The organism is Corallococcus sp. CA047B, assembly GCF_003612065.1.
Taxonomy (GTDB): domain Bacteria; phylum Myxococcota; class Myxococcia; order Myxococcales; family Myxococcaceae; genus Corallococcus; species Corallococcus praedator.
In genome coordinates, this window is record NZ_RAWD01000216.1 from 1 (window position 1) to 16,805 (window position 16,805).

General features: G+C 67.0%; 13 protein-coding genes. 6 read left to right on the top strand and 7 right to left on the bottom strand.

What is annotated here, in order from left to right:
• Both D7X74_RS44425 and D7X74_RS27890 read right to left on the bottom strand, forming a co-directional pair.
• Nucleotides 1-257 (bottom strand): DUF5953 family protein (locus D7X74_RS44425; RefSeq protein ID WP_233602285.1); only part of this gene is annotated, 257 nt, incomplete at its 3' end.
• A complete protein-coding gene (locus tag D7X74_RS27890; protein ID WP_233602286.1) occupies nt 254-463 on the bottom strand; it encodes a DUF6310 domain-containing protein in 210 nt (69 codons plus the stop codon). The genes D7X74_RS27890 and D7X74_RS44425, both read right to left, overlap by 4 nt.
• Nucleotides 464-716: 253 nt before the next feature.
• Here D7X74_RS27890 and D7X74_RS27895 point away from each other — a divergent pair, with 253 nt between their 5' ends.
• The 3 genes from D7X74_RS27895 (at nt 717) to D7X74_RS27905 (ending at nt 3,476) form a co-directional block, all read left to right on the top strand.
• Nucleotides 717-1,931 carry a LamG domain-containing protein gene (locus D7X74_RS27895; protein WP_158622302.1) on the top strand — a complete coding sequence of 405 codons (1,215 nt, stop codon included), beginning with the start codon at nt 717-719 and terminating at the stop codon, nt 1,929-1,931.
• Nucleotides 1,932-1,960: 29 nt separating this feature from the next.
• Complete coding sequence (locus tag D7X74_RS27900) at nt 1,961-2,434, top strand: hypothetical protein (protein WP_120536046.1); 474 nt, start codon at nt 1,961-1,963, stop codon at nt 2,432-2,434.
• A gap of 217 nt (nt 2,435-2,651) precedes the next feature.
• Entirely contained in the window at nt 2,652-3,476 is an 825-nt protein-coding gene (locus D7X74_RS27905) for a hypothetical protein (RefSeq protein WP_120536047.1), read from the top strand.
• A 63-nt stretch (nt 3,477-3,539) separates the two neighbouring features.
• On the opposite strand, the gene D7X74_RS27910 is transcribed toward D7X74_RS27905, so the two are convergent.
• The 5 genes from D7X74_RS27910 to D7X74_RS43725 form a co-directional block, all read right to left on the bottom strand.
• Nucleotides 3,540-4,664, bottom strand: coding sequence for an ABC transporter permease (locus D7X74_RS27910; protein ID WP_120536048.1), 1,125 nt, complete (start codon nt 4,662-4,664; stop codon nt 3,540-3,542).
• A gap of 2 nt (nt 4,665-4,666) precedes the next feature.
• A complete protein-coding gene (gene rbbA, locus D7X74_RS27915; protein ID WP_120536049.1) occupies nt 4,667-7,483 on the bottom strand; it encodes a ribosome-associated ATPase/putative transporter RbbA in 2,817 nt (938 codons plus the stop codon).
• 25 nt (nt 7,484-7,508) lie between these two features.
• On the bottom strand, nt 7,509-8,519 hold the full coding sequence (locus D7X74_RS27920) for an HlyD family secretion protein (RefSeq protein WP_120536050.1): 1,011 nt from the start codon (nt 8,517-8,519) through the stop codon (nt 7,509-7,511).
• 10 nt (nt 8,520-8,529) lie between these two features.
• Entirely contained in the window at nt 8,530-10,146 is a 1,617-nt protein-coding gene (locus D7X74_RS27925) for an efflux transporter outer membrane subunit (protein WP_120536051.1), read from the bottom strand.
• A gap of 147 nt (nt 10,147-10,293) precedes the next feature.
• A complete protein-coding gene (locus D7X74_RS43725; RefSeq protein WP_233602287.1) occupies nt 10,294-11,811 on the bottom strand; it encodes a Cof-type HAD-IIB family hydrolase in 1,518 nt (505 codons plus the stop codon).
• 189 nt (nt 11,812-12,000) lie between these two features.
• Between D7X74_RS43725 and D7X74_RS27935 the strand changes: the two genes are divergently transcribed.
• The 3 genes from D7X74_RS27935 to D7X74_RS27945 are packed head-to-tail and all read left to right on the top strand — an operon-like array spanning nt 12,001 to nt 16,802.
• Nucleotides 12,001-13,071: a class I fructose-bisphosphate aldolase gene (locus D7X74_RS27935; RefSeq protein ID WP_199741913.1), complete on the top strand. Its 1,071-nt coding sequence runs from the start codon at nt 12,001-12,003 to the stop codon at nt 13,069-13,071.
• A 13-nt stretch (nt 13,072-13,084) separates the two neighbouring features.
• Nucleotides 13,085-15,556, top strand: coding sequence for a phosphoketolase (locus tag D7X74_RS27940; protein ID WP_120536052.1), 2,472 nt, complete (start codon nt 13,085-13,087; stop codon nt 15,554-15,556).
• Nucleotides 15,557-15,569: 13 nt separating this feature from the next.
• Nucleotides 15,570-16,802 (top strand): acetate/propionate family kinase, encoded by a 1,233-nt coding sequence (locus D7X74_RS27945; RefSeq protein ID WP_199732833.1) that lies wholly within the window; start codon nt 15,570-15,572, stop codon nt 16,800-16,802.
• The last annotated feature ends 3 nt before the right edge of the window (nt 16,803-16,805 follow it).

Genomic DNA, 16,805 nt, shown 5'->3' on the forward strand with positions numbered 1-16,805 from the left:
TGCGTCGGACCGTGGCTCCACTCGCGCACGTCTTGGCCTGGAGTCGCTGGCGACGCCACCACCAAGCCGTCGCCATGCAGTGCCACTACCGGGCACGCCGAGCGCGGTTCAAACTGCAGCTGTAGGACTACTTCCCACTCCAGGCGCAATCCGGGGAGCGCACGTTCCATCCCATGGATGATGGCGAGCGTACGGCCGTCGTCGCCCATGAGCGAAGGCGCGTAGACGATGAGAGTGAGGGAGCTACGCTTGCTCATCGTGCGCACTCCGTGACAACGACATCGAACGCGGGAATCTCTTCGAGTAGCGCTTCTTTGTGCGCTTCGGTGCTCACCCCAATGACGAAGCCATATCCACACGCCACCGCAGCGGCTCGCTCCTTTTTCAATTGTTTCACTTCCTTCGCAATCTCCTGAGCCTGGACATAAGCGTTGTACGCGTCAAAGCGATGGGTCTTGAACATCCTCGCAGCAGACAGGCCCCAGGCGACCTGGAGCCGGAGGGAGGCACAGTACAACCTGAATCCCTTCTATCCACCTCCGCCTGCGCCGGTGAGTCGCGGACGGCCTTCTGCCGCCCGGCAACGAAGAACTGGAGTGGGCCCTCGGACCGGCCACGCACCCGGGTGAGGACGAACCCGATTTCCTTCTTGGTCAGGGATGTCAGGGGTGGTCGATATACCCCCGAACGATTCTCCCCTGACCCAAGGAGGCGGCGTGAAGGGTTTCAAGTGGTGCCTGGCGACAACGGTGCTGGCGGTGGTGGCTCCCATCCAGAGGAGCGAAGCCATCCCCCACCGCATCACCACCGGACTGGTGGGCGAGTGGAAGACGACGGTCACCTCCCAGTCCCTGCCGGAGGTGGTGCCGGATTCGAGTGGACTCGTGTACTCCACCAGCCACGACCAGACGGGAACGGTTGTCGGGGGCCTGGCCCAGGCGGATGGCTGGACGGGCCTGGGCATGAACCTGGCGGGTGATAAATACGTCCAGGTGCCCCACTCGCCGTACCTGAGCTTCGGCACGGGTGACTTCACGCTGACGGCGTGGGTCCGGATGTTGGACACCACCCGGACCGTGAAGACGATCATCGACAACCGGGGCTCCGACGGTCGGGGCTACACCTTCGCGGTCGTCAATGGCAACACGCTGGACCTGCTGCTCTCGGACTCGGCGGGCTCCACCCACCACCAGTCCAATCCCAGCCTGTCCCCGCTCCTGGTGGCCAATCGCTGGCACCACGTCGCGGTCAGCGTCCGGCGCACCACGTGGCCGGCGATCGCCACCTTCTTCGTGGATGGGATCCCCGTGGGCACGGCGTCACCGCGCCTGGGCTCCATCGTGAACACCGACCTGCCCTTCCTCATCGGCGGGAACAACGACGGCTCCGGCTACCGGTTCAGCGACCGCATCGACGAGGTGATTGTCTTCAACGTCGGCCTGTCGGACGCGGACCTCCCCTACGTCACCAAGCCGGGGAAGCCGGCCTTCGCTCCCTCCTACTGGAACGACCCCAGCCGGCAGTCCCTCAACAACTGCTACAACTACGCCACCACCAAGGCCACCAACACCTTCGCGCAGCCGGGCCGGCATTCGGGGGCCGTGGCTTCCACCATGGACTGCGCCTCCGTGGTGCAGGCCGCCCTCAACGATGGGCTGGAGCTGCTGTCGGCCTATCCGGATGCCTCCGGATACAAGTCCGCCGCCGCGCTGGTCGTCGCGCCGGGCTACGACTACCACTGGTATCGCCGGGGCACGGACAACCTGTGGACCCACAAGCCCGGAGGGACGGCCGCGACGAACCTCGACAGCCTGGGCCTGACCATCACCGATCCCGCCACCGCGAACCGGGGCGTCTACACGCAGTTCTGCGGCTACTTCCGGGTCTGGTCGGACAGCGTTGATGGCTCCGGTCACGAGAACATCAACTAGTCCCCGTCCCCCTTCCAGGAGCTGAATCCATGCCCCGTCATTCCTTTCATACGGTCTTCCTGTGCGGTGCGCTCGGTCTGGGCCTCGCGGGTGTTCCCACGGCCTCCGCGGCCGACGTCCAGGCCGAGCAGTCCCAGCCGGCCCTGCGCGTGACGTACCTGCTGTACTCAGGCCGTCCCAACCCGGTCGTGCTGGTGACCGACCCCGCGCGGCTTCGCGCCATCGAGGAGCAGCTTGAACGGGCCCTCACGAGCGGTGAGCGCGTCACGAAGGCCGAATCCCACGCCGTCCTGGGCTACACGGGCATCCAGGTTGAACGGCTGGGCCCCAGTGCCCGGAACAGCGCCCCCCTGGTGCTCCGGGGCGACCTGCTGCGCACCTCGTCCTCCCAGGGCACGGTGTCCCGCGACGTGGCGGGAATCGAGAACCTCCTGCTCCAACTGGGGCGGGAGCAGAAGGTGATTGGCGACGTCGAGCTGTCGGTCATCCGCCAGACGCGCTGACCGGGCCGCGGGCCCGGACTTCCGCACCAGCGGGCGTCCGGGCTCGGATGACCGCCAGCCCGCACTCGGACCGTTCCTCCGTTCAGTTCTTCCGCAGACCCCCGGGTTCCACCTTCTCTCGCTTCCGACTTCCCGAGAGAACTCGGTGCATCGGTCGCCCGTGCGCATCCACTTCGGGGTGGGCACGCGTCCAGAAGACAAACCTGATGGGGGCGAGATGAAGAAGACGAAACGGGCGCTGGGGTTCCTGTCGCTGCTCGCAAGCGCTGGCTGCGCCGACACCTACTACGATCCGTACTACTACGACACGGCCTACTACGATCCGTACTACGGGTCGTACGACGCGGCGTGGAGCTACGCCTGGGTCGATCCGGTCTACGACGATTGGTATTACAGTCTCCCGGTGCAGCCCAAGAGCATCGGCAGAGGGCAGCTTCAGGCCCCCGTCGACGTGAACGCGGCGGCCGCCAGGCTCGCGGCGAGCGCCTCATCCATCTTCACGCCCGCCGGGTGCGCCTCCGCCACTTCATCGGGCGCGATGGTGAACTACGCCCTCAACAACTGCACCGCGAAGATCGGGCTCGATCAGCTCTCGGGCAACGTTCAGTTGGTGCTCTCGGACAACCAGGGGCAGCTCGCCATCGCGGCCACCTCCACCGACCTCTCCATCAACGGAGCGCCGTACAACCTCTCCATGCAGATCGCCGGCGCCCCTCCCGAAGCGGGCCAGCGCAAGGTGACCATCACCTCCACCAGCTTCTCGCCGGAACGCTTCGACACGCGATCCTCCGAAAGCACGGTCACCTGGGTGGAGGGCAGCGGGTGCTTCACCTTGAACAGTCAGTCGAGGTCCACGCGGAACAACTTCAGCGCGACTTCGACCGTCTCGGGCTACCAGCGCTGCGACAACCAGTGCCCCTCGGCGGGGACGGTGACGGTGGAGACGAGCGAAGGGACGTTCTCCTCGTCGTTCGACGGCTCCAACACCGTCAAGGTCACCACGCCGGGCGATGACATCAAGACGTACCCGATCGACTGCTGAGCGCTGAGCATGACCGGGGCGGGCGGGGGCTTCCGGCTCCCGCCCGCCCCGGTGGCCCCCTACCTACTTGCTCACCGCGATGGACTTCCGGAAGAGCGACAGGCTGTAGACGAAGAACCCCACGCCCACCGCGCTCACCATCAGGAACTGACGCCAGACGGCCTCCAGCCCACCGCCGCGGTAGATGATGACCTGCGAGAAGCTGACGAAGTGCCGGGCAGGCAGCAGGTACGTGACGTACTGCAGCCACTTCGGCTGGCTCTCGACGGGCGTGCTCCCGCCCGAAAGCAGCATCAGCACCAGGACCACGAGGATGATGAGCAGCGCGAACTGCGCCATCGAACGTGAGATCGTCCCCAGGAAGATGCCGAGCGCCGTGGCGAAGAACAGGTAGAGCACGACGCCGACGAACCACAGCACCACCGAGCCGGCGAACGGCACCTTCAGCACCATGTGCACGACCAGGAGCAGCGAAGCCCCGGTCGCGACGAGGATCACCAGGCCGTTGGCCCAGACCTTCGCCATCGCGATCTCGAAGGCGGTCAGCGGCATCACCAGCAGGTGCTCCAGCGTCCCGTGTTCGCGCTCGCGGATGACCGCGGCGCCCGTCAGGACGACGGTCAGCAGGGTTATCTGGTTGATGATGGCCACCACGCTCTTGAACCAGGACGAGACCCCGTTGGGGTTGAAGAGCTTGCGAACGACCAGGTTGACGGGCTTCGGCCCCGTCTCTTCCGTGCGCTTGAGAAAGGATGAAACCCGGTCGTTGATGATGCTCCGGATATAACCGGAGCCGATGCCCGCCTGCTGCATGGCGGTCGCGTCGATGTTCAACTGGATGTCCGGGTTGCGCCCCGCGCGAAGGTCATGCTCGAAGCGGGGCGGAATCACGACGACGAACATGAACCGGCCCCTGTCCATGCTTGCCTGCACCTCATCCGGGGAGATGAGCTCCGGCAGCTTGAAGCGGGGTGGATAGAAGGCGTTGAGCAACTCCTTGGACAGCGCGGACCCGTCCTCGTCGGCGAAGGCAATCGATGCGTTGTTCACCTCGCTCGAGGTCCCCGTGGCCTGGACATAGATTGCCAGGGTGAACGCATAGACGACGAACACGACCAGGACGGCGTCGCTCAGCAGGCTGCGAATCTCCTTGAGCCCGAGCCACAGAATGTTCAGCAGTGAGTTCACCGCTATTTCTCCTGCTTTCTCAATCCAATGACACTGATGGCCAGGAGGACAGGGACGCACACGGCCAGGAAGGCGACATCCCGCATGAGGAGGCCCGCCCCCAGTCCCTTGGTGAAGGCACCCAGGCTGGCGTGCATGTAATAGGAGGCCGGCCAGATGGAACCGACAAGGCCGGCCCCGCCCTGCAGCGTGGAGACGGGCTGCAACAAGCCGGAGAACTGGATGGTCGGCACGATGGTCAGGATGGCCGTGACGAAGACGGCCGCGACCTGGCTGCCAGTGAAGGTCGACGTCACCATCCCGATGCCTGTCGTCGCCGCGACGTAGAACAGCGTGCAGAGCATCAACGTCAGGAAGCTGCCCTTGATGGGGACACCGAAGACGATCAGCGCCAGCGCGGTCAGGATGAAGAAGTTGGCCATGCCGATGACGACGTAGGGCAACTGCTTTCCAAGCAGGTACTCCAGCCTGCCCGTGGGCGTGACATAGAAGTTGATGATCGACCCCAGCTCCTTCTCACGCACGATGCTGACCGTCATGAGGATCGCCGGTATCAACAGCAGCAGCAGCGCCGGGACACTCGGCACGATGGAATAGACGCTCTTGAACGTCGGGTTGTACAAGAAGCGCTCTTCGATGTTGGCCGTGCCCTTCAGCGCGCTCTCCGAATGGAAGCCGCTCGCGGGATCCCGCAGCATCCGGTTGTGGACCCCCTGGACATATTGCTCGACGGTGTCGCCACGGAAGGTCATGGCGCCGTCCACCTGCGCCAGCACCTCCGGCCCGGAACCCCGGCGGAAATCCAGACCGAAGCGCGGCGGAATCTCCAGCACCATCGAGACATCGTCCGACTGGAGCCGGCGCAGCGCCTCGTCCGAGGATTGGGCTGGCGGCGTCAGCGCGAAATAGGGTTTCGCCGCGCTGAACTGTTCAAGATACGCGCGACTCTCCGGTGTCTGGTCCATGTCCAGCGAGGCATAGCGGATGTTTTCGACGTCGGTCGTGATGCCGAAGCCGAAGACGAGCATCAGCAGCGCCGATCCGGCGAAGGCAAACGCCAGCCGGACCCTGTCGCGGAGGATCTGGATGGTCTCATTGTGGGCGTATGCGAGCATCCGGCCAAGACGCAGCCGGAGGCCGGCCCGGTCCGCGCGTCGCGCGGCCGGGGGCTGCTGGGGTGGCGGGGCTTCGGGCGCGCGGGCGGGAGTCGCGTCCTTGGGCGCCGCGTCCTTGCTCTCGGCGCGTGCCTTTTCGGCGATGGCATCTTCCATGTAGCCGATGAAGGCGGTCTCCAGGCTGTCTGCCTTTCGTGCCTCGATGAGCTTCTGGGGGGAATCCGCCGCCAGCACCCTTCCCGCGTTCATGAGGGAGATGCGGTCGCAGCGCATCCCCTCGTTCATGAAGTGCGTCGTCACGAAGATGGTGACGCCCTGCTTGCGCGATAAATCGATCAGCAGCTCCCAGAAGCTGTCCCGGGCGACCGGATCAACCCCCGACGTGGGCTCGTCCAGGATGAGGATTTGCGGCCCGTGCAGCACGGCGACGGCCAGCGAGAGCCGCTGGCGCAGGCCCATGGGCAGGTCCCCGGCCAACGCGTCCAGGTGCGCGCGCAGTCCGAACCGCTCGACCAGCTCCTCGATGCGCGCCTTCGCCTTGTCTGGCGGCAGATGGTAGAGCCGGGCATGCAGGACCAGGTTCTGCTGGACGCTCAGCTCGCCGTAGAGCGAGAACGCCTGCGTCATGTAGCCCAGGTTCTTGCGCACCTCCATGCTCCCGGCATCGACGGAGCTGCCGAAGAGCTTCGCCGTCCCTTCCGTGGGGGGCAGCAGGCCCGTCAGCATCTTCATGGTCGTGGACTTGCCGCAGCCGTTGGAGCCCAGGAAGCCGAAGATCTCACCGCGCTCAATGGACAAGGTGACGTGGTCCACGGCGGTGAAGGTGCCGAAGCGGCATGTCAGCCCGTCGGCCTCGATGGCCAGCTCCGCCTTGCCCGCTGGACGGGGCGGGATGGTGATCTCCTTGTGGCCCCTGCGCTTCTCCTCGGGCAGCAGCGCGATGAAGCACCGCTCCAGGTCCTGGGTCCCCGTGCGCTCCATCAGCTCCGCGGGCGTCCCCGTCGCCAGCACGCGCCCCGCGTCCATGGCCACGATCCAGTCCCACTGCTGCGCTTCGTCCATGTAGGCCGTGGAGATGATGACGCTCATGCCGGGGCGCCCGGCGCGAATCTCGTCGATGAGGCTCCAGAACTGCCGCCGGGAGAGCGGGTCCACGCCGGTGGTGGGCTCGTCGAGGATGAGCAGGTCCGGGTCGTGCACCAGCGCGCCGCACAGCCCCACCTTCTGCTTCATGCCGCCGGAGAGCTTGCCGGCGGGGCGCTCCGCGAACTTCCCCAGACCCGTGGCCGCGAGCAGCTCCGGGACGCGCACCTTGCGCTCCTCGGGCGACAGCCCGAAGAGCCGGGCCATGAAGTCGACGTTGTCGTAGACGCTGAGCTCCAGATAGAGGTTCTTCCCCAGCCCTTGAGGCATGTACGCGATCCGCGGCCCCACCGCGCGCCGGTGCCGGGCATCCGCGATGTCCCCGTCCAGGACCGTCACCCTTCCCTGCTGCATCTTCTTGGAGCCGGCGACCAGGGCCATCAGCGTCGATTTGCCGACGCCGTCTGGCCCCACGATGCCCACCATGATGCCGCTGGGAACGTCGAGCGAGATGCCGTCGAGCGCGACGACCTTGCCGTAGCGGTGGGTCACGTCCTGGATGGAGACCACCAACCTGCTGGAGGAGCCGCCCGGCGATTCTGGAGACGCGGATGAGACCATGGCTGAGCCCTCCCGGGTCACCGGGCTAGTGGGATTCGGATTCAGCCGTGATGACGTTCTGCAATTTGGTAGGCCAGGTGGCGGCGGGGTCCACCTTGACGTAGCCGACCCCGCGAATGCCTGTCTTGATGCGCTCGACGTAGCGGCTGGCCAGCTCCCGGGGGACCTGGAGCTTCAGCCGGAACACCAGCTTCTCCCGCTCGCTCTTGGTCTCCACCTGCTTGGGCGTGAACTGCGCTTCCGGGGACACGAAGGAGACATACCCGGGGATGGAACGGTCGGGCTCGAAGTCGGCGGTGAGGCGCGCTTCGGAGCCAAGCTTCACGCGGGCGGCCTCGCTGGCCGGGAGGAATATCTCCATGTAGACATCTTCCAGGTTCACGAGCGTCAGCGCCGGCCCGCCGGGCGCGAGCACCTCACCGGGTTCGGCGAGGCGATAGAGGACCCGTCCCGTCACGGGCGACCTGAGCGTCGCGTCGGCGATGCGCGTCTGGATCGTCTCCGCATTGGCTCGCGCGACCTCGATCTCCTCCCTGGAGGTCTTCAGCGTGGCTTCCGCCTCCGCCAGGGCGGCCCGGGTGGTCTCCACCTGGCTCGCTCGAACGTCCAGATCCCGCTGCGAACCGGCCCCCTGCGCCACCAGCTTTCGGGCGCGATCGGCTTCGATGGCGGCAAGCTCTATCTCACTCTTCTGCTTGACGATCCCCGCCTGGGCCACCGCCAGCTTCTCCTGCGTGGCCGCGAGGTTCGCGTTGGCTTCCGCCAGGCTGGACTCCAGCGTGGTGGTGTCCAACCGCACCAGCACCTGACCCGGCCTGACGAGGTCGCCCTCGTTGACAAGGATTTGCTTCACCCGCAGGGGTTCCTTGGCGGCGACATCGGCCAGCTTCGCCTCGATGCGGCCGTTGCCTGAGACAATCCCCTCCGGCAGCGCGGATTTCTTCCCCTTCCAGTACTTGAAGCCAATGAACACGGCGATCGCGATGGCGATCAACCCAATGACCCACTTGATCTTCCCTTTCGGGTACTTGGGCATGGCGGACTCTCTATTGCTTTCCTGGCTGCGAGCTGTGCTTGACTTCCTGCGTCCGCGGCTTCGACAACATGTCGCCCCAGTCGGTCCGTTTCTCCATCTCGCTTTGCATGGGTTCCGGCACGACGGGCTGATCCCGGCGGACCTCCCAGCCCCCGCCCAGCGCCTTGTAGAGGGCGACCAGGTTCGTGGCGATGGAGGAACTCGTCTGGACCAGGTTGTTCTGCTGCTGCAAGAGTGATCGTTGCGCGTCCAGCACGCGCTGGTAGTCCACGGCGCCTTCCCGGTACTGCACCAGGGCGAGCTCCACCGACCGCTGCGCGGCCTTCACGGCGGCCTGCTGGAACACCATGGCCTTCTGGGCGTTGACGAAGCCCGTCAGGGCATCCGCCACCTCCTGGCCCGCCTTGAGCACCGTGTTGCGGTAGTTGACGAGCAATTGCTGGAACCGCGCGTCTTCGACACGCACGCCATTCTTCAGGCGGCCGTAGTTCAGGAAGGGAAAGACGATCCGGGGGCCAATGGAATACACCAGGCTGCCGAGCGAGAAGAGATTGCCGGAGGATGCGCCGCTGGTGCTCGCCTCCAGCCCGATCGTCCCGAAGAGGGAGAAGCTCGGATAGAGGTCCGCCTCCGCGATGCCGATCCGGGCACACTGCGCGGCGGCGAACAGCTCCGCGCTGCGGACATCCGGACGCCGCCGCAGGATCTCGGCCGGCATGCCGACGGCCACCGTCGCGGGCGCCAGCGGAATCTGCTTGGGGCCCGCCAGCAAGCTCTCCACGGCGCCCGTGGGCTGACCCAGGAGCGTGCTCAGCGCGTTGCGGGACTGCTCCAGCCCGCCTTCCAGTTGGGGGATGGTGGCCCGGGTGCTCTCCAGCAGGGTCGCGGCCTGCGCCACATCCAACTCCGAGGTCGCACCGTTGCTGAAGCGCGACTCGGCGATCCGGAAGCCCTCCTCCTGGATCCTGACGTTCTCCCGAGCCTGCTCGATGAGCATCTCGAACGTCCGGACCACGACATAGGTCCGCGCCACCTCCGCGGTGAGCGCGACGAGCGCGGATTGGTAGTCCGCCACCGACGCGAGCAGGCCGGCGGTTCCCGACTCGACGCCCCGCCGGTACTTGCCCCAGAAATCCACCTCCCACAGCGCGTCGAAGCCCAGCTGGTATTCCAGGTAGTGGCGGTCAAGGGAGCCGACATTGGCCAGATCCGCCAGGTTGGCCGCGGCTGAGTTCTCACTGCGTCCCACCGCGGCGGCGCTGCCGGTGGCCACCTGGACCTGCGGAAACTGCTGGCCGGTGAGGATGCCCAACTGGGCGCGCGCCTCCACGATCCTCAGACCCGCGATCTGCAGCGGCAGGTTCTGCCGGTTGGCGACCTCGACGAGGCGATCGAGTACCGGATCGCCAAACGACTTCCACCATTGGCTGTCGACCGCTGCCTGCTTCAAAAGTCGTGGGTCACCCTGGGTGCGCCACTCCTTGGCCACCTCAACCTCGGGCTTCGTGAAGTTGGGACCTACCGTGCACCCGGAGAGCGCCGTCAGGACCCCGAGCAGCGGCCATGTGCCAATGAAGGGTGCACGCCCCGGGTTCATCCCCTGCCTGGTGCTGTCCGTCCCCAGCATTCAAGACACCTCGATCGACTCGGATGATTCTCACTTCGCCGAGCGCGCGGAAGTACGAGCTGTCTGAATGCCCCTCGGGTCTGTCTGTGATGTCCATTCCCGCAGGCCTGACACCGACCCCAGGGCGAGGTGGATGTCGTCCGCCGCTCAATGCGGGGTGCCGTCCTGTTCGAGGAGGACGGCGGGATCCGTCACCACGAGGTCCGCGCCATGGCGATGCAGCTCGGCGGGCCGACCCAGCCGGTCGACGCCGACGACATAGGCGAAGTGGGCCGCCCGTGCGGCCGCGACGCCGGCAGGCGTGTCCTCGAAGACAACCGCATCCCCGGGCTCGACACCGAGGGCCCGGGCGGCCGCGAGGTAGAGCTCGGGGGGCGGCGTGGCGCCGAGCCGCGCGTCGAAGAGGTCCGGGATTCCGGCGGACTGGAGCAGCTCCGCGCAGTGCCTGCTCGCGGAGACGACCGCGGTCCGAAGTCCCTCGGCGCGCGTCGCCTGGACGTAGCGGACCGTTCCCTCATACGTCTCCACCTGCTCCTGCCGGAGCAGCTCGACCAGGAGCTCCGCCTTGCGGTCGTTCAGCGCGTGAACCGTGCTCTCCGGCAGCTCGATGCCGCGGGCGTCCAGGAACGCGTGGAGGCCTTCCAGGGGCGGCTTGCCGTCGAAGTAGTGGCTGGAGTCGCGCACCAGGTCGAAGGGGATGAAGGGCTGCCCCGAGGCTCGCGCACGCCGCCGCAGGTAGTGGTCGCACAGTTGCTTCCAGGCCCTGGCGTGGAAGCTGGAGGTCTGCGCGAGGACGCCATCGAGCCCGAAGAGGCAGGCGCGTGTGCGGGGCGGAAGCCCCAGCTTCGTCCGGGCGAAGGGCGGCTGGCCCAGGATGAAGGAGTCGACCGCGTAGGCAAACCCGTCCTCGTCGTTGGTGCGCGTGACGTGGCGTGCGAGGCGTTGGACCTCCGCGTTGGCGTTGCCCATGGCGATGCCAAGGCCGGCGGTGGTCAGCATGGGCAGATCGTTGGCCATGTCTCCAATGGCCGCGATCTGCTCCAGGGGAAGCGCGAGCAGGCGCGCGGCCTCACGCACGACCATCCCCTTGTTCGCTTCGGGATGCGTGACGTCGAGATAGTAGGCCGTCGAACGTGCCGCCGAGGCCTCGGCGCCCAGTCGCAGGGAGAGCTCGGCCTCGCAGCGCGCGACCCGCGCGGTGTCCTCGCTCACCCCGACAAGCTTGATGGGGGCGTCGAGCACGCCGTGCAGGTCCGCGATGACGACCGGGTCGAACCCGACGTTGCTCCTCTCCCTGGCCACGCGGAATGCCTCGGGGTCGCGGAGGAACCAATCCGCCCCCTGGTAGACCCAGACATCCAGGCCCGCCTGGAGCATGAAGTCGACGGCCTGCCTGGCGATGGCGGGCGGAAGGGTCCGCTGCTCCAGCACCGTCGTGAGATCGGATTTGACATACACGCCGCCGTTGAAGGCAGCCACGGGGTCGGTGAGCTTCAGCTCGGCCACCAGCCCCGCCATGCCGCGCGGCGGTCGCCCGCTCGTGACGGTGAACAGGATGCCGCTGGCGCGCAGCCGGGCGACGGCCTCGCGGGTTCGCGCGGTGACGGCCTTGTCCCGTGTCACCAGGGTCCCGTCGATGTCCGCGATGAGCAACTTGATGGCCATGGCTGTCTCCAGCAACCGCACGCCGGGCGTTGCCGGTGACGGCTGGGTTCAGGGGTCAAGATGGCATCGCGACGGGGCGGCACCATCCTGCCCGGCGCTCAAAGGCAGCCTCATTGCCGAGCGCCGCCCCGCCAGTTGTCGGCGCAGCAGGGCGCCTTCAAGTTCACTTCCGACGGATGGGAGGAACACATGCCGAAGATGCCAGGGCTCGACGAAACCGCGCGAGCCATCGTTGCGGACGCAAAGGGCATCCTGGCGGCGGACGAGACGGTCTCCACGATCACGAAGCGCCTGACCGCGCGCGCGATCGAGTCGACCCCGGACAGCCGCCGCGACTACCGCGAGATGCTCTTCAGTACGCCCGACATCGCCAAGTTCATCGGCGGTGTCATCCTGCAGGACGAGACGATCCGGCAGGAAAGCTCGACAGGCATCCCGCTGCTGGAGCTGCTGGTGGGCCGCGGCATCATCCCCGGCATCAAGGTGGACACCGGCGTCCACCCCCTGGCTGGCGCACCGGGAGAGTTCGTCGCCGAAGGGCTCGACGGGCTCCGCGATCGGCTCGAGGAGTACCGCGAGCTCGGTGCGCGCTTCGCCAAGTGGCGCGCGGTGTTCATCATCCGCGACGGGCTGCCGACCGCGAAGTGCATCCACGCGAATGCACACGCGCTCGCGCGCTACGCCGCCCTCTGCCAGGAGCAGGGCCTGGTGCCCATCGTGGAGCCTGAAGTCCTGATGGAGGGAGCGCACGCGCTCGAACAGTGCGAGGACGTGACGGGGCGCGTGCTGCAAGCGGTCTTCAACGAACTCTTCGACGCGCGGGTGTCCCTGGAAGGGATGTTGCTCAAGCCGAACATGGTCACCGCCGGCCACGATTGCGCGAGGCAGGCCTCGGTGGAGGAGGTGGCGGAGGCGACGTTGCGCGCCCTGACGCGCCATGTGCCGCCCGCGGTCCCCGGGGTCGTCTTCCTGTCCGGCGGACAAGACACGGTCCTGGCCACCGAGCACCTCAACGCCATCAACGCATTGGACGCCCCGAAGCCCTGGAAGCTGAGCTTCTCCTACGGACGCGCGCTCCAGGACGAGGCGATGGAGGTCTGGCGGGGCCGGCGCGAGTACGTGCCCGCCGCCCAGCGGATGTTCCACCACCGGGCCGGGTGCGACAGCGCGGCGGCCCTGGGCAGATACAGCGGCGACATGGAGGGTGAAGCAGGCTTCGCCCGGGCAGCACCCGACTCAACACTCCACACGCAACACTGATGGGAGGCATGTCATGGCACACCCGATAGGGACGGGAGCATCCGAAGAGTCTGGGCCGTCATTGTCCGCCAGGGAGCACGGCCAGGGGCCCTCCACGCCGGCCAGGAAGGGGACCCAGGGGGGTGGACCGCTCACCACCCGGGAAGTGGAGTTGATGAACGCGTACTGGCGCGCGTGCAACTACCTGGCGGTGGGGATGATCTACCTCCAGGACAACCCGCTGCTGCACAGGCCCCTGGTGCCGGCGGACGTGAAGCATCGGCTGCTCGGCCACTGGGGCGCGAGCCCGGCGCTCTCGTTCGTCTGGGTCCATCTGAACCGGCTCATCGTCGAACAGAACCTCGACGTCATCTTCGTGGCCGGGCCGGGCCACGGCGCCCCGGGCGTGCTCGGGCCGGCGTATCTCGAGGGCACCTATTCGGAGGTCTATCCGGACAAGAGCCCGGACGCGGAGGGGATGCGGAAGTTCTTCAAGCAATTCTCCTTCCCCGGTCACATCGGCAGTCACGTCACCCCGGAGACCCCGGGCTCCATCCATGAAGGCGGCGAGCTCGGCTACAGCCTCTCCCACGCGTACGGCATGGCCTTCGACAATCCCGACCTCATCGTCGCCTGCGTCGTGGGTGACGGCGAAGCAGAGACCGGTCCGCTCGCGACGGCCTGGCACTCGAACAAGTTCCTCAACCCCGCGCGGGACGGCGCCGTGCTGCCCATCCTGAACCTCAACGGGTACAAGATCGCCAACCCGACCATCCTCGCTCGCATCAGCCCGGAGGAGTTGGAGTCCCTGTTCGTCGGCTACGGCTACAAGCCCTACTTCGTCGAGGGCAGCGACCCGGCCCAGATGCACCAGAAGATGGCGGAGACCCTGGAGCGCGCCGTCGAGGAGATCCGGACCCTGCAGAAGACCGCACGGCAGACGGACTCCCCGACGCGTCCGCGCTGGCCCATGATCATCCTGCGCTCACCCAAGGGCTGGACGGGTCCGAAGGAGCTGGATGGGCACAAGCTGGAGGGCACCTGGCGCTCACACCAGGTCCCCTTCGCCGACGTGCGGGGCAACCCGGCGCACCTGAAGGCGCTCGAGGACTGGATGCGCAGCTACCGGCCCGAGGAGCTGTTCGACGCGGAGGGAAGGCTGAATCCGGAGATCAGGTCGCTCGCGCCCAAGGGGCCGCGGCGGATGAGCGCGAACCCGCACGCCAACGGCGGCCTGCTTCGCAAGACGCTCAAGCTGCCCGACTTCCGCGACTATGCGGTCAAGGTCGGCCCGCGCGGCACCACGCTGCATGAGAATACCAAGCCGCTCGGCGAGTTCCTGCGCGACATCATGCGCGACAACCCGACGAACTTCCGCGTCTTCGGCCCGGACGAGACCGCCTCGAACCGGCTCCAGGCCATCTACCAGGTGAGCAAGAAGACCTGGATGGCGAACCTGACGCCGGACGACGCCGACGGGGGCGAGCTCGCGCGGGACGGCCGCGTCATGGAGATGCTGTCGGAGCACACGCTGCTCGGCTGGCTCGAGGGGTATCTGCTCACGGGGCGCCACGGCCTCTTCCACACGTATGAGGCGTTCGCCCACGTCATCGACTCCATGTTCAACCAGCACGCCAAGTGGTTGGACATCAGCAAGAACCACGTGAGCTGGCGCGCGCCCGTCGCCTCGGAGAACATCCTGCTCTCCTCGACGGTGTGGCGTCAGGACCACAACGGGTTCTCACATCAGGACCCGGGGTTCATCGACCTGGTGACCAACAAGTCCGGCACGGTCACGCGCATCTACCTGCCTCCGGACGCCAACACGCTGCTGGTGGTGGCGGACCAGTGCCTGCGCAGCACCGACTGCGTCAACGTCGTCGTCGCGGACAAGCAGAAACACCTCCAATTCACCAGCATCGACGAGGCCATTGCCCACTGCGCCAAGGGGATTGGCATCTGGAAGCGGGCCAGCACGGACCAGGACGCGGAGCCGGATGTCATCATGGCCAGTTGCGGCGACGTCGCGACGCAGGAGGCCCTGGCCGCCGCCTCCATCCTGCGCGCGCGCGCGCCGAACCTGAAGCTGCGCTTCGTCAACATCGTCGACCTGTTCAAGCTCCAGTCGTCGGCGGACCATCCGCACGGGTCCACCCAACGGGAGATTGAAAGCCTGTTCCCGCCCGGCAAGCCCATCATCTTCAGCTTCCACGGCTATTCCTCGCTCATCCACAAGCTTGCCTATCGCTTCATCGACCACGAAGACCTGCACGTGCATGGCTACCGGGAGAAAGGCAACATCAACACGCCCTTCGAACTGGCGATCCTGAACGAGACGTCCCGCTTCCACCTGGTCATCGACGTCATCGATCGCGTGGCGGGGATGCAGGCGAAGGCAGGGCACCTGAAGGAAGAGATGAAGAACGCCATCCTCGACAACCTGGCCTACGCGCACGAGCACGGCAAGGATCGTCCTGAAATCACCGACTGGACCTGGCCGGACTGAGAGGGGCTCACGCATGGCACGGCGGACGTCCGAAACGGGAGGCGTGCCGGACGCGCTGCTCGTGCTCAACGCGGGTTCTTCGAGCCTGAAGTTCTCCGTCTTCCTCGATGAAGAGCCCCTCCGCCTCCTCCTGCGGGGGGAGTTCGAGGAGCTGTCGACCCGTCCGCGGTTCGTCGCGCACGCGGACGGTGCCGTCATCGCTGAGAGGGATTGGGCCCCCGGAACGCAGCTCGGGTACACGGGCGCCACCGAATTCCTGTTCGCCTGGGGTCGGGAGGGCGTACTCGGCGGGCACCGGATCGCGGCCACCGGCCACCGGGTGGTCCATGGCGGCATGCGCTTCTCCGGGCCCGCCCTCGTTGACGCGGCGACCCTGGCGGAGCTGGAAGCGCTCATCCCGTTGGCGCCGTTGCACCAGCCCCATTGCGTGGAAGCGATTCGCGCCGTCACGCGGACGGCGCCCGCGGTGCCGCAGGTCGCCTGCTTCGACACCGCGTTCCACCGCACCCAGCCCCCCGTGGCCCAGGCCTTCGCCCTGCCCCGCCGCTATGCCGAGGAGGGTGTCCGCCGCTACGGCTTCCATGGCCTTTCCTACGAATACATCGCCTCCACGCTGCCAGGCACGGCGCCCGGGGCCGCCGAAGGACGCACGGTGGTAGCGCACCTGGGCAACGGCGCGAGCATGTGCGCCCTGCTCCAGGGACGAAGTGTGGCGACGACCATGGGCCTCACCGCCCTGGATGGGCTCATGATGGGCACCCGCTGCGGTGCCCTGGATCCCGGCGTCCTGCTCTACCTGATGGACCGGCACGGCATGGACGCGCGCGCGCTGGAGCGGCTGCTCTACCAGCAATCCGGCCTGCTGGGCGTCTCCGGCGAATCCAGCGACATGCGCGAGCTGCTCGGTGGCTCCAGTGCCGCCGCCGCCGAGGCGCTGGAGTTGTTCGTCTATCGCATCCATCGCGAGCTGGGCTCGCTCGCGGCGGCCCTGCACGGCCTGGACGCCGTGGTCTTCACGGGCGGCATTGGCGAGCACTCCGCGCCCATTCGCGAGCGGGTCTGTCGCGACGCGCGCTGGCTGGGGCTGGAGCTGGATGAGGAGGCCAATGCTCGCGGAGGCCCCTGCATCACCCGGTCCGGCAGCCGCGTCTCCGCCTGGGTGATTCCCACGGATGAAGAGGCGATGATCGCCCTGCACACCCGGCGTGTGCTGCGCGCGACAGGCCCCGCCCCCGGTCCGGAGTGAGAG